The organism is Salmonella sp. SJTUF14076 (assembly GCF_015534835.1).
Classification (GTDB): domain Bacteria; phylum Pseudomonadota; class Gammaproteobacteria; order Enterobacterales; family Enterobacteriaceae; genus Salmonella; species Salmonella enterica.
Genome location: NZ_CP064674.1, coordinates 930,574 through 943,237 on the forward strand (window position 1 = coordinate 930,574; position 12,664 = coordinate 943,237).

A 12,664-nucleotide genomic window follows, 5' to 3' on the forward strand; every position below is an offset into this window, starting at 1 on the left:
CCTCGTTACCCTAAATCCGCCATCAGCACCTTTGAACGTCGCTGATAGTTATACATTTTTTTCTTGCTCTCAGGCAGTAACTCAATATCGACAGGCGTGAAACCGCGCTCCTGGAACCAGTGAATACTGCGCGTCGTCAGCACAAACAATTTACGCAGCCCCATTTGCCGCGCCTGGGCGGCAACCCGCTCCAGAAGCACTTCTCCACGCGATGAGCTGCGATAATCCGGATGTACCGCTACGCAGGCCATTTCGCCTATTTTCTCTTCCACAAAAGGATACAGCGCCGCGCAGGCGATAGTCATATTATCGCGCTGAATAATGGTAAATTTATCGATCTCCATCTCCAGTTGTTCACGGGAACGGCGTACCAGAATGCCCTGCTGTTCCAGTGGGCGGATAAGCTCCAGAATACCGCCAATATCGTTGATGGTGGCGCGGCGGATCTGCTCGGCGCTCTCCATGACGATCTGCGTACCGATACCGTCACGCGAGAACAATTCCTGTAATAGCGAGCCATCTTCCTGATAGCTGATCAGATGGCAACGACGAACGCCGCTACGACAGGCTTTTACCGCGCCGCGCAAAAAACGTACGGTTCCGGAGTTGTAATCGCCCTGCGCTTCCAACTCTTCCACCCGCGCCTGTGCTTCATTCGGGAAGAGTTCAGAAATGATGCCGCCCTCGCTATTGGTAACGCCCTGAGAAGAACAGAAACCGATCATTTTTTCCGCTTTCAGTTTAACGGCGAGTTGAGTGGCAATCTCTTCTGAGGTCAGATTAAAACTTTCGCCGGTCACTGAGACGGCGACCGGCCCCATCAGAACGATCGCGCCGTTATCCAACTGGCGGTTGATCGCATCTTCATCAATGCGCCGGATACGGCCGCTATGACAGTAGTCCACGCCATCATCAACGCCCAGCGGCTGCGCAATGGTGAAATTGCCACTGACGACATTAATGTGCGCGCCCTGCAACGGCGTATTGTTCAGACTCATCGACAGACGGGCGGTAATATCAAGCTGGAGTAAACCGGCGGCCTGTTTCACCAGCTCCAGTGTTTTGGCGTCCGTCACCCGTGTGTTTTTGTGGTAAATCGGTTCATGATGATGCGCGGCCAGATTGGCGTCGATTTGCGGTCGCGCGCCATACACCACGACAAGGCGAATACCGAGGCTATGCAGTAGCCCGATATCGCTAACGATGCTGGAAAAATTGTCATGCTCAATGGCTTCGCCGCCGAGCATAATGACAAAGGTTTTTCCGCGATGGGTATTGATATAGGGAACTGAATGGCGAAACCCTTCTACCAGTTCGGTTTTACGTTCCTTTATCATTGCGCGCCCCACTAGTGAATTATTATTCGAAATTAGTGTATTTTTATTCTGTTTTTGCCCTCTATGCAAGCGTAAATTTTATGCGGTCCGATCGCTTTTCTTAGTAATGCCGTGAATATAAAAAGAATGTTTACCCTTTTATAGATGACAGATTATGCGTCATTCGCTAAAGTTTCCGGTCAATTTGGATGAACTTTGTATGATCTCTATTTAGTTTTTGCTCGGGAGAAGCATGTCGGGAGCCAATTCAGCAATCAGCCGTCGCCGTTTACTACAAGGCGCGGGCGCCATGTGGCTATTAAGCGTGAGCCAGGTCGGGCTGGCTGCCGTAAGCCAGGTCGTTGCGGTGCGTATCTGGCCTGCGTCCAGCTATACCCGCGTCACGGTAGAGTCGAATCGTCTGCTGAAATATAAACAATTTGCCTTAAGTAACCCGGACCGCGTGGTGGTAGATATTGAGGATGTGAATCTGAACTCGGTGCTTAAAGGCATTGGCGCGCAGATTCGCAGCGACGATCCGTATATCAAATCCGCAAGGGTAGGGCAGTTTGATCCTAAGACTGTGCGTATGGTCTTTGAGCTAAAACAAAACGTGAAGCCGCAGCTATTTGCGCTGGCGCCTGTAGCAGGCTTTAAAGAACGACTGGTAATGGATCTTTATCCTGCCAATGCGCAGGATATGCAGGATCCGCTGCTGGCGCTGCTGGAAGACTACAATAAAGGCGATCTGGATAAACAGGTGCCGCCTTCGCAAAGCGGGCCGCAGCCCGGTAAAGCGGGGCGCGATCGTCCCATTGTCATTATGCTTGATCCGGGACACGGCGGCGAAGACCCCGGCGCGATAGGCAAATACAAAACACGTGAAAAAGACGTGGTGCTCCAGATAGCCCGCCGCCTGCGCGCGTTGATCGAAAAAGAAGGCAACATGAAGGTCTATATGACGCGCAATGAAGACATCTTCATTCCGTTAAAAGTCCGGGTGGCGAAAGCGCAGAAACAGCGCGCCGACCTGTTTGTCTCTATTCATGCGGATGCCTTCACCAGCCGGCAGCCTAGCGGTTCATCCGTATTCGCGCTATCGACTAAAGGCGCCACCAGTACTGCGGCGAAATATCTGGCGCAAACGCAGAACGCCTCGGACTTAATTGGCGGCGTGAGCAAAAGCGGTGACCGTTATGTCGACCATACGATGTTCGATATGGTGCAATCGCTGACCATTGCCGATAGTTTGAAATTCGGTAAAGCGGTGTTGAAGCAGCTTGGTAAAATTAATGACCTGCATAAAAACAAGGTCGAGCAGGCGGGGTTTGCGGTGTTAAAGGCGCCCGATATTCCGTCTATTCTGGTCGAGACGGCGTTTATCAGTAACATTGAAGAAGAACGCAAGCTCAAGACGGCGACGTTCCAGCAACAGGTCGCAGAGTCGATTCTGGCGGGCATTAAAGCGTATTTTGCCGATGGGGCGACGCTGGCGAGAAGAAGTTAACCTGAGATGACGGCGAGTTTATTGCGCGGGTAAGTAGGATGCTGCCCGCACTGTCGTTGCGGACCAGACGACAGATACAAAAAAACACCCGTAAGGGTGTTCATTAAGTTGGTTGCGGGGGCCGGATTTGAACCGACGACCTTCGGGTTATGAGCCCGACGAGCTACCAAGCTGCTCCACCCCGCGTCCGTCTAAACTTGCATTCTCATTGTAATTGGTTGCGGGGGCCGGATTTGAACCGACGACCTTCGGGTTATGAGCCCGACGAGCTACCAGGCTGCTCCACCCCGCGTCCGTGGATGCGCACTATACTCCGCTGAGCTTTTGTTGCAACCCTTTTTTCATATAAATCGCTAATTTCTCATGAATTGCGCAAATACACCGCAGATAGCGCGATTTTTAAACGAATTTACATAATGAGATCGCGATCGCATTTCATTACTTCGGACGGTTTGTTATCTTCACCGGGCACTTTCGATTACGCAGAAGACGAGACACCATGAAAGGACGTTGGGCAAAATATGTGGCGACAGGCGTAATGCTGGCAATGCTGGCTGCCTGTTCATCAAAACCGACCGATCGCGGTCAGCAATATAAGGACGGGAAATTTACCCAGCCCTTCTCCCTGGTAAACCAGCCGGACGCGGTGGGCGCGCCGATTAATGCTGGAGACTTTGCCGAGCAGGTCAACCAGATCCGTTCCGCGTCGCCGCGTTTATACACCAATCAAAGCAACGTCTATAACGCTGTCCAGAACTGGTTACGTTCCGGAGGCGATACGCGCACTATGCGCCAGTTTGGTATTGATGCCTGGCAGATGGAAGGCACCGACAACTACGGTAACGTCCAGTTCACGGGCTACTATACTCCCGTCGTTCAGGCTCGCCATACGCGCCAGGGCGCGTTCCAGTATCCTATCTATAGTATGCCGCCAAAACGAGGACGCTTACCGTCCCGCGCTCAGATCTACGCAGGCGCGCTGAGCGATAAGTACATCCTGGCCTGGAGTAATTCGCTGATGGATAACTTTATTATGGATGTCCAGGGCAGCGGTTATATTGATTTTGGTGATGGTAGTCCGCTGAACTTCTTTAGTTATGCCGGTAAAAACGGCTGGCCTTATCGCAGTATTGGTAAAGTGCTTATCGATCGCGGTGAAGTGAAAAAAGAAGATATGTCGATGCAGGCTATACGCGAATGGGGAGAGAAGCACAGCGAAGCGGAAGTGCGTGAATTACTGGAGCAGAACCCGTCGTTCGTCTTCTTTAAGCCGCAATCTTTTGCGCCGGTCAAAGGCGCCAGCGCCGTACCGCTGATTGGGCGAGCATCCGTCGCCTCCGACCGCAGCATCATTCCGCCTGGCACGACCTTGTTGGCGGAAGTACCGTTGCTGGATAACAACGGTAAATTTAGCGGTCAGTATGAGCTACGTTTGATGGTCGCGCTGGATGTCGGTGGAGCGATTAAAGGCCAGCACTTTGATATTTACCAGGGGATTGGCCCGGATGCCGGGCATCGTGCCGGATGGTATAATCACTATGGTCGCGTCTGGGTGTTAAAAAGCGCGCCGGGCGCCGGTAACGTGTTTAGCGGCTGATTGTGGTATTCTGCGACAACCGGATTGCCCGATAACGCGATCGCTATCGGGCCTGAAAATAGTGAGCAGGGGTGAGGAATAACCTCACCTTTTTTTATTCTGAGGTCATATGTCAGTGGTGATAAGTGATGCCTGGCGCCAACGCTTTGGCGGCACCGCGCGTCTGTACGGTGAAAAAGCGCTGCAGCGGTTTGCTGAGGCGCATATCTGCGTCGTGGGAATCGGCGGGGTGGGATCATGGGCGGCAGAGGCGCTGGCGCGTACGGGCATCGGCGCGATTACGCTGATTGATATGGACGATGTCTGCGTGACCAATACGAACCGCCAGATCCATGCGTTGCGTGATAATGTCGGGTTGGCGAAAGCGGAAGTGATGGCCGAACGGATTCGTCAAATTAACCCGGAGTGCCGGGTAACCGTTATCGATGATTTCATCACGCCGGATAATGTGGCGGGTTATATGGACGCGGGTTTTACCTATGTCATTGACGCCATTGACAGCGTTCGCCCAAAAGCCGCGCTGATTGCGTACTGTCGCCGATATAAGGTTCCTTTAGTGACCACTGGCGGCGCGGGCGGGCAGATCGATCCGACGCAAATCCAGGTCGCTGATTTGGCGAAAACCATACAGGATCCGCTGGCGGCAAAACTGCGCGAGAGATTGAAACATAATTTTGGCGTAGTGAAGAACAGTAAAGGTAAGCTGGGCGTGGACTGTGTTTTTTCCACTGAAGCGCTGGTTTACCCACAGGCGGACGGTTCCGTATGCGCGATGAAAGCTACCGCAGAAGGGCCAAAACGGATGGATTGCGCCTCTGGCTTCGGCGCGGCGACGATGGTGACAGCAACGTTCGGTTTTGTCGCCGTTTCCCATGCGCTGAAGAAGATCATGGCTAAAGCGGCGCGACAAGAATAAAAGGACGGGGCGGAGTGTCACGCAGACGCGTATCCGGCCCTGCGCCCTTCGTTAGCGAAAGAAGCGCTGTACCCTGCCGAACACCGGTTTCAGACGGGCGCGGAGATAATGGGAATATAAATTTTCAGATATGCATAGAAACAACCCGAACCATACCGCACAAAAGCAGAGCAGTTCTGCGTAATTAATGTGTTCGCCAAATATCATAATGGCAAGTAAGAACTGTAAAGACGGCTCTATATATTGCGCCAGTCCGGTGACAATCAACGAGGTGTGATTTAACGCGATGGCAAATAATACCAGTGGAATGATCGTCACTGGCGCCGTCATGACATACAAAAAGAAAGGAGTATTAGCGGATATAATTGGTCCAGTATCGCTAAAGAGAAAAATTAATAGTGAGACAGGCAATGCCCATAATGTTTCAATCGTTATCGATGTCATCACATCATAATGTATAAACTTTCGCGCCAGGCCATATAGCGCAAATGATAATCCCATGGTTAGCGCCAGCGCCGGGAAATGCCGTAACATGATAATTTGAAAAGTCAGGCCGCAGACACCGGAAAAAACGGCGATGGCCTGAAACAACGACAGTTTTTCTTTAAGAAAAATGCATCCCAGCGCAATAACAAATAGCGGGTTGATAAAATAACCGAGGCTGGCATCAAGCACCAGATGATGGGTTAGCGCATAAATAAAAGATGACCATGAGACAATCATCAAAAGTCCGGCGATCATGCAGAAGAAAAAAGATTTTTTATCTTTCCAGGCATCATGGAATCGCGTTCGCTGCCGAAATAACAACCTTACTACCAGTAATAATGGAATTGACCAGAACACCCGGTATATCAATATTTGTGCGAGGTTTCCCCCTGATAAATATTGATAGTATAAAGGTGTTAACCCCCATAATATAAATGCCAGCACCACAAACATGGTACCGTTACGCAGATATTTTTCCACTTATCCATATCCTGTTATAACTTCACCCGATGCGTATGAATTTTCCAGTTCTCCTGCTACGCTACATCGAGTGGCTTTATTTACTCTAAAATCTTCACGCCGTTTTAACATGGATTCTAACATTGTAATTTCATTGTGATAGCTGATAAAAATCAAAAGAATGTTTATCAGGGAAATCTGACGCCGAAACTAATAAAGTGACTGGATTATTTTATCTGCATCGCCTGACCGCCGCGGACGGCACTGTCAGGCGACAGGATATTTACGTTATTTCAACGCTTATGCGTTGCGGCAACAATCGCTTCGCTCAGCGCGTTCAGCCCCTGACTGCGTGAGGCGCTAAGCTGGGCGCGTAAACCCAGCTCATCAAATAGCGCCAGCGGTGAACGAGCCTGTAATTCGGCGGCGTTTTTTCCTTCCACCGCGGTGAGCAATACCGCCAGCAGGCCGCGGACAATCCGCCCCTCACTGTCGCCGAAAAAGTGCATCGTTCCGTTATCTGATCGGGTAAAGCCCAGCCAGACGCGGTTCTCGCAGCCGGCTATCTCTTTCGCCTGCGCTTTGCATTCATCCGGCAGAGCGGGGAGCTGTTTTCCTAACAGAATCAACTGACGATATTTATCCTCCCACTGGGTCAGCGGGAGAAAGATAGCGCGTAACGTCTCTTCCGTTACCGTTGTGCCGAACGGGTGTCCGGTATAAAGAGGGTTTGTCATTAATCCACCAGCAGTTCCAGCGCGCGGTCAACGGCGTTAACCAACGCATCCACATCATGTTGGGTATTATACGGCGCAAAAGAGGCGCGCAGAGTTCCTGTGACGCCAAGTTCCGCCAGCAATGGCTGGGCGCAATGTTGCCCGGCCCGGAGCGCAATACCGTATTCCGCCAGCAGTGTCACCATATCGCCGTGGTGCACGCCGACAAAATCAAAGGCCAGAAGGCTGGAGTCCTGGCAGCGGAACGAACGAAAGCCCGGGCGTTTCGCCAGTGCGTCTTCCGCCAGCGTTGCCAGCCCCCGGCTCCAGTTTTCGGCCTGTTCAATATCGATATCGGACAGCCATTCCAGCGCAGCGCTCAGGCCGATGACCCCGGCGACGTTCGGCGTCCCCGCTTCCAGTTTCCAGGGAGCGCTTTGAGTGGTGAAGCCTTCAAAGCTAACGTCACGGATCATCTTGCCGCCGCCGAGCCAGGGCGACATCGCCTCAAGAAGCTCCGGCTTACCGTACAGCACGCCGATACCGGTCGGGCCATACAGTTTGTGAGCGGAAAAAGCATAAAAATCGATATCAAGCTGCTGAACATCCGCCGGGAAGTGTACCGCGCCTTGCGCGCCATCTACCATCACGACCATTCCCGCAGCGTGAGCGGCGCTGATAGCGCTTGCGAGATCCGGGCAGCCGCCCGTTACGTTCGACATTTGCCCCAGCGCCAGAATGCGGCTGCGCGACGTGATCAGTTCCGGCAGACGCTCAACATCAGGAAGACGCCGGTCATTAAGCGGCAGTTTTATGACCTGCGCGCCGGTTTGTTGCGCCACCATCAGCCAGGGCACAAGGTTGGCGTGATGCTCGGCGACGCTAACGATAATTTCATCGCCGGGGCGCAGACGAGGACGGGCGTAACACTGCGCCACCATGTTGATCGCTTCGGTGGTGCCTCGTGTCCAGACGATACTTTTTTCATCGGGCGTATTTAACAGCCGCGCTGCTTTTGCTCTGGCCGCTTCATATTGCGCCGTCAGGCGCTGCGCCTGCGCAAACTGGCTACGATGAACGTTACCGGCGCTCAAACAATAAAACTGGTGCGTGGCGTCAATGACTGCCTGTGGCTTTAATGCCGTGGCGGCGCTATCGAGATAAACACCCGCATCGGCTAGCGCGGGAAACTGCGCGCGAAACTGCGTGGGATTAAAAGCGTTCATGATATTCCTCGGTTCAGTTTACCGATCGTGGCGTAAAAGCGCGGCTGATACAAGGTTTGTCCTAACCATCGGAATCGTCTGTATATCCTGGCGAATTATGTAAAGGAGGTTATGCTGAATAATGTTAGGCGAATGTTTAAGCCTGTTACGGAGTCCGCTTTAAATAGCACAAACAGCTTTAAGGAGAAGAAGATGAAAAAGACTGCCGCAATTATCTCTGCATGTATGCTGACTTTTGCCCTGAGCGCCTGTTCCGGTCCTAATTACGTTATGCACACCAATGATGGACGTAGCATTGTGACCGACGGTAAACCCCAGACCGATAACGATACCGGTATGATTTCGTATAAAGACGCTAATGGCAACAAACAGCAGATCAATCGTACTGACGTGAAAGAGATGGTGGCTCTGGAAAACTAACCGTTTGTTATACAAAAAAAAGCACCGCAATATGGCGGTGCTACATTAATCACTATGGACAGACAGGGTAAATGTACAGGAAGTGAAAAAGGGTAGTCTCGCTACCGTGGTCTGAATCGCAGACCAATTGCAAACACAACAACACAACATCACAACCGTAAGCCAAAAGCCCATCAGAACACGCATTCCGATAAAACTTTTCGTTCCGGCTCAGGAAGTGCCGCCACTATAGGTATTTGCTGGTAGAACCTCAACGGACAATTTATAATGTCTCAGATTAAAAAAACTAATAGGTTACATGTTGTTACCTATTTGTTAAATTCATTCGACATTAAGTCCAGAGGCCATGTCAAAACGATTACCTCCTTTAAATGCGTTACGCGTTTTTGATGCTGCCGCGCGCCATTTGAGCTTTACGCGAGCAGCGGAAGAACTTTTTGTGACGCAGGCCGCAGTAAGCCACCAAATTAAGTCACTTGAGGATTTTTTGGGGCTAAAACTGTTCCGCCGCCGCAATCGTTCGCTGCTGCTGACGGAAGAAGGCCAAAGCTATTTTCTCGACATTAAAGAGATATTTTCCCAGCTCACGGAAGCAACGCGTAAGCTCCAGGCGCGCAGTGCCAAAGGGGCGCTGACGGTGAGTTTACCGCCCAGTTTTGCCATCCAGTGGCTGGTGCCCAGGCTCTCCAGCTTTAACTCAGCTTATCCGGGAATTGACGTTCGGATACAAGCCGTTGACCGTCAGGAAGATAAACTGGCAGACGATGTCGATGTCGCGATTTTTTATGGCCGGGGAAACTGGCCGGGCTTGCGCGTCGAAAAATTATACGCAGAATATTTACTGCCCGTCTGTTCTCCTTTATTACTCACAGGCGAAAAACCGTTAAAAACGCCGGAAGATCTGGCGAAACACACGCTATTGCACGACGCCTCCCGGCGTGACTGGCAGGCCTATACTCGTCAGTTAGGGCTCAACCATATTAACGTTCAGCAAGGGCCGATATTTAGCCACAGCGCGATGGTGCTACAGGCCGCTATTCACGGACAGGGGATCGCGCTGGCGAATAATGTTATGGCGCAGTCGGAAATTGAAGCCGGGCGACTGGTGTGTCCATTTAACGATGTTCTGGTGAGTAAGAATGCTTTTTATCTGGTTTGTCATGACAGCCAGGCAGAACTGGGTAAAATAGCCGCCTTCCGTCAGTGGATTTTGGCGAAGGCGGCGACGGAGCAAGAAAAATTCCGTTTTCGTTACGAACAATAATTAACTTAGGGTATGACCATGACCAGCCGTTTTATGCTGATTGTCGCCGCTATCAGCGGTTTTATTTACGTTGCTCTGGGCGCGTTCGGGGCGCATGTTTTGAGTAAAACCCTGGGCGTGGTTGAAATGGGCTGGATTCAGACCGGCCTGCAATATCAGGCGTTCCATACGCTGGCGATCTTTGGCCTGGCGGTGGCGATGCAGCGCCGTATCAGCATCTGGTTTTACTGGAGCAGCGTTTTTCTGGCGCTGGGCACGGTGCTGTTTAGCGGCAGCCTGTACTGCCTTGCGCTTTCGCATCTGCGCCTGTGGGCGTATATCACGCCTGTCGGCGGCGTCAGTTTCCTGGTGGGCTGGGCGCTATTGCTGATTGGCGCCATTCGTATGAAACGTAAGGGCGCGAGCCATGAATAAAGTTGTCTTGCTCTGCCGTCCGGGGTTTGAAAAAGAGTGCGCTGCAGAAATTACCGATAAAGCGGGAAAACGGGAAATATTTGGTTTTGCACGCGTAAAAGAGAACGCAGGCTATGTCATTTATGAATGCTATCAGCCGGAAGATGGCGAAAAGCTGATTTCAGAACTGCCGTTCAGTTCGCTGATTTTCGCCCGCCAGTGGTTTGTGGTGGGGGAACTGCTGCAACATTTACCGCCGGAAGACAGAATTACGCCGATTGTCGGCATGTTGCAGGGCGTAGTGGAAAAGGGCGGCGAGCTGCGGGTTGAAGTCGCCGACACCAATGAAAGTAAAGAACTGATGAAGTTCTGCCGCAAATTTACGGTGCCGCTGCGCGCGGCTTTGCGTGATGCGGGCGTATTGACGAATTATGAAACGCCGAAGCGTCCGGTCGTTCATGTCTTTTTTATCGCGCCAGGATGCTGCTATACCGGTTATTCGTTCGCGCATAACAATTCACCGTTTTATATGGGCATCCCGCGTTTGAAGTTTCCGTCTGATGCGCCGAGCCGCTCAACGCTGAAACTGGAAGAGGCGCTCCACGTTTTCATCCCGGAAGATGAGTGGGATGAACGTCTGGCGAACGGCATGTATGCGGTGGATTTGGGTGCCTGTCCCGGCGGATGGACGTACCAGTTAGTGAAGCGCAATATGTGGGTCTACTCCGTTGATAACGGCCCGATGGCGCAAAGCCTGATGGACACCGGACAGGTGACCTGGTTGCGTGAGGATGGCTTCAGGTACCGTCCGAACCGGAATAATATTTCATGGATGGTCTGCGATATGGTGGAGAAGCCGGCCAAAGTCACCGCGTTAATGGCGCAGTGGCTGGTGAACGGCTGGTGCCGGGAGACGATTTTTAACCTTAAACTGCCGATGAAAAAACGCTATGAAGAGGTGTCGCATAACCTGGCGTATCTTCAGGCGCAGTTGGATGAGCATGGCGTTAATGCGCAGATCCAGGCGCGTCAGCTTTATCACGATCGCGAAGAAGTGACGGTACACGTGCGTCGGTTGTGGGCGGCTGTTGGCGGGCGTCGCGACGAGCGATAAAAACGCGCTGCCGTCATCCGGCGCGTCATCAGCGCCGGATGGCGCACGCTTATCCGGCCTATGACTGCGGCGCATCTGAAACAATATGCGTCACGTCATCCAGATGGCCGATGCGCGCCTCTCCTGAACGATTAAATTTACTTTTATCAATCAATAATAAAGACTGCGAGGCGCGCCTGAGCAGGATAGATTTAAAATCGGCGTTGATCGCATTGGAGTCCCACAGATCGCCGCCGCCGTCGATCCCCTCACAGGAAAAGATGAACAGATCGATATCAAGCGATTTTAGCTGTGAGATAAGCGACGGATTAACATAACAGCCATATTTACGTTCAAGCTGGCCGCCGGAACTTATCAGCGCAATGCGTTCGCGTTTTCCCAGCTCCTGACAGATAGGATGGCTATTGGTAAAAACCTGAATGGGAATATCCGGCAACTGGCGGGCCAGATACCAGCAGGTTGAACTGGCATCCAGCGCAATTGTCATTCCTTCTTCTATCCACGCTAACGCTTCACGGGCAATATCGGCTTTGTGCGCATAATGGCTTTTCAGGCGGATATGGAATGGATCGCCGCTGTCCTGATTTTCACGATGAATATATTTAGCTCGTCCGTGATTACGCAGCACTTTTCCCTGCGTCTGTAGTTCACTGAGATCGCGGCGGATGGTCTCTTTACTGACGTTAAGCCGGGTGGCCAGCGCTTCGGTGGTCAGACTTTTATGATTGATCAGCAGATCGACTATCGCTTGTTGGCGTGCCACTTTCATTTTTCTCACCCCATCATTCGATGAACGCCCGCGTCATGCGGGCGCACCGGCAAGAGATTACGGCGTTACCCCTTTTTTTAAAAGAATATTTCCGTACTTCGCGCACTCACCTGTGATAACGATCGCAAACGCTTTTTGCGCCCGCTCATAAAACGCATAACGGTCGATACGAACGATATCCGGGCACGGCGCTTCTAATGATAAAGCATCGCGATAGCGCGCTTCAACGCTGGGGTCGAGCGTGTCGCCTTCCACGGCGGCCATCATTACCAGCGGCGGGGCGTAGCTATCCAGCTCAAAGAGCGGAATAATTGCCCGCAGTAGATCGCTGACGCTAAGACCATCGGCGCGAATCACCTGTGGGCCCAGGCTATGCGCGGGAAAGTGAGCGTCGGAAAAAATGATTTCGTCCCCGTGGCCCATCTCGGCCAGCACTTTGAGCAGTGTCGGGGAAATTAACGGTGAAATGGTTTTTAGCATT

General features: G+C 52.0%; 13 protein-coding genes and 2 tRNA genes. 7 read left to right on the plus strand and 8 right to left on the minus strand.

Annotated elements, in window-relative coordinates; genetic code table 11:
• Window positions 1-5 precede the first annotated feature (5 nt).
• Window positions 6-1,337 carry an amino-acid N-acetyltransferase gene (argA, locus tag HU143_RS04575; RefSeq protein WP_000588970.1) on the minus strand — a complete coding sequence of 444 codons (1,332 nt, stop codon included), beginning with the start codon at window positions 1,335-1,337 and terminating at the stop codon, window positions 6-8.
• Between the two features lie 232 nt (window positions 1,338-1,569).
• Here argA and amiC point away from each other — a divergent pair, with 232 nt between their 5' ends.
• On the plus strand, window positions 1,570-2,823 hold the full coding sequence (gene amiC, locus HU143_RS04580) for an N-acetylmuramoyl-L-alanine amidase AmiC (RefSeq protein ID WP_000011919.1): 1,254 nt from the start codon (window positions 1,570-1,572) through the stop codon (window positions 2,821-2,823).
• A gap of 109 nt (window positions 2,824-2,932) precedes the next feature.
• Here the strand turns inward: amiC and HU143_RS04585 are convergent.
• Window positions 2,933-3,009 (minus strand) — tRNA-Met (locus tag HU143_RS04585).
• 29 nt (window positions 3,010-3,038) lie between these two features.
• Window positions 3,039-3,115: transfer RNA gene (locus HU143_RS04590), tRNA-Met, on the minus strand.
• A 207-nt stretch (window positions 3,116-3,322) separates the two neighbouring features.
• Between HU143_RS04590 and mltA the strand changes: the two genes are divergently transcribed.
• On the plus strand, window positions 3,323-4,420 hold the full coding sequence (gene mltA / locus HU143_RS04595) for a murein transglycosylase A (RefSeq protein ID WP_000678626.1): 1,098 nt from the start codon (window positions 3,323-3,325) through the stop codon (window positions 4,418-4,420).
• A gap of 109 nt (window positions 4,421-4,529) precedes the next feature.
• The gene (gene tcdA, locus HU143_RS04600) at window positions 4,530-5,336 is read left to right on the plus strand and encodes a tRNA cyclic N6-threonylcarbamoyladenosine(37) synthase TcdA (protein WP_000117742.1); all 807 of its coding nucleotides are present in this window, start codon (window positions 4,530-4,532) and stop codon (window positions 5,334-5,336) included.
• Between the two features lie 51 nt (window positions 5,337-5,387).
• On the opposite strand, the gene rarD is transcribed toward tcdA, so the two are convergent.
• The 3 genes from rarD to csdA form a co-directional block, all read right to left on the minus strand.
• Window positions 5,388-6,275, minus strand: coding sequence for an EamA family transporter RarD (rarD, locus tag HU143_RS04605; protein ID WP_077910008.1), 888 nt, complete (start codon window positions 6,273-6,275; stop codon window positions 5,388-5,390).
• 299 nt (window positions 6,276-6,574) lie between these two features.
• Complete coding sequence (csdE, locus tag HU143_RS04610) at window positions 6,575-7,018, minus strand: cysteine desulfurase sulfur acceptor subunit CsdE (RefSeq protein ID WP_000184199.1); 444 nt, start codon at window positions 7,016-7,018, stop codon at window positions 6,575-6,577.
• The gene (csdA, locus tag HU143_RS04615) at window positions 7,018-8,223 is read right to left on the minus strand and encodes a cysteine desulfurase CsdA (RefSeq protein ID WP_023227744.1); all 1,206 of its coding nucleotides are present in this window, start codon (window positions 8,221-8,223) and stop codon (window positions 7,018-7,020) included. The genes csdE and csdA overlap by 1 nt, the downstream gene beginning before the upstream one ends.
• A 192-nt stretch (window positions 8,224-8,415) precedes the next feature.
• Between csdA and HU143_RS04620 the strand changes: the two genes are divergently transcribed.
• The 4 genes from HU143_RS04620 to rlmM all read left to right on the plus strand — a co-directional run bounded on the left by HU143_RS04620 (window position 8,416) and on the right by rlmM (window position 11,414).
• Window positions 8,416-8,643: a YgdI/YgdR family lipoprotein gene (locus HU143_RS04620; protein ID WP_000750393.1), complete on the plus strand. Its 228-nt coding sequence runs from the start codon at window positions 8,416-8,418 to the stop codon at window positions 8,641-8,643.
• A 346-nt stretch (window positions 8,644-8,989) separates the two neighbouring features.
• Window positions 8,990-9,907, plus strand: a complete 918-nt coding sequence (gene gcvA, locus HU143_RS04625) for a glycine cleavage system transcriptional regulator GcvA (RefSeq protein WP_000044409.1) — start codon at window positions 8,990-8,992, stop codon at window positions 9,905-9,907.
• Window positions 9,908-9,925: 18 nt separating this feature from the next.
• Window positions 9,926-10,321 (plus strand): DUF423 domain-containing protein, encoded by a 396-nt coding sequence (locus HU143_RS04630; RefSeq protein ID WP_000203913.1) that lies wholly within the window; start codon window positions 9,926-9,928, stop codon window positions 10,319-10,321.
• A complete protein-coding gene (gene rlmM / locus HU143_RS04635) occupies window positions 10,314-11,414 on the plus strand; it encodes a 23S rRNA (cytidine(2498)-2'-O)-methyltransferase RlmM (RefSeq protein WP_001045494.1) in 1,101 nt (366 codons plus the stop codon). The genes HU143_RS04630 and rlmM overlap by 8 nt, the downstream gene beginning before the upstream one ends.
• A gap of 58 nt (window positions 11,415-11,472) precedes the next feature.
• Here rlmM and fucR read toward each other — a convergent pair whose 3' ends face one another.
• Together fucR and fucU are read right to left on the minus strand one after the other, a co-directional pair.
• The gene (gene fucR, locus HU143_RS04640) at window positions 11,473-12,183 is read right to left on the minus strand and encodes an L-fucose operon activator (RefSeq protein ID WP_023227745.1); all 711 of its coding nucleotides are present in this window, start codon (window positions 12,181-12,183) and stop codon (window positions 11,473-11,475) included.
• Between the two features lie 57 nt (window positions 12,184-12,240).
• The gene (gene fucU, locus HU143_RS04645) at window positions 12,241-12,663 is read right to left on the minus strand and encodes an L-fucose mutarotase (RefSeq protein WP_000920848.1); all 423 of its coding nucleotides are present in this window, start codon (window positions 12,661-12,663) and stop codon (window positions 12,241-12,243) included.
• Window position 12,664 lies beyond the last annotated feature (1 nt).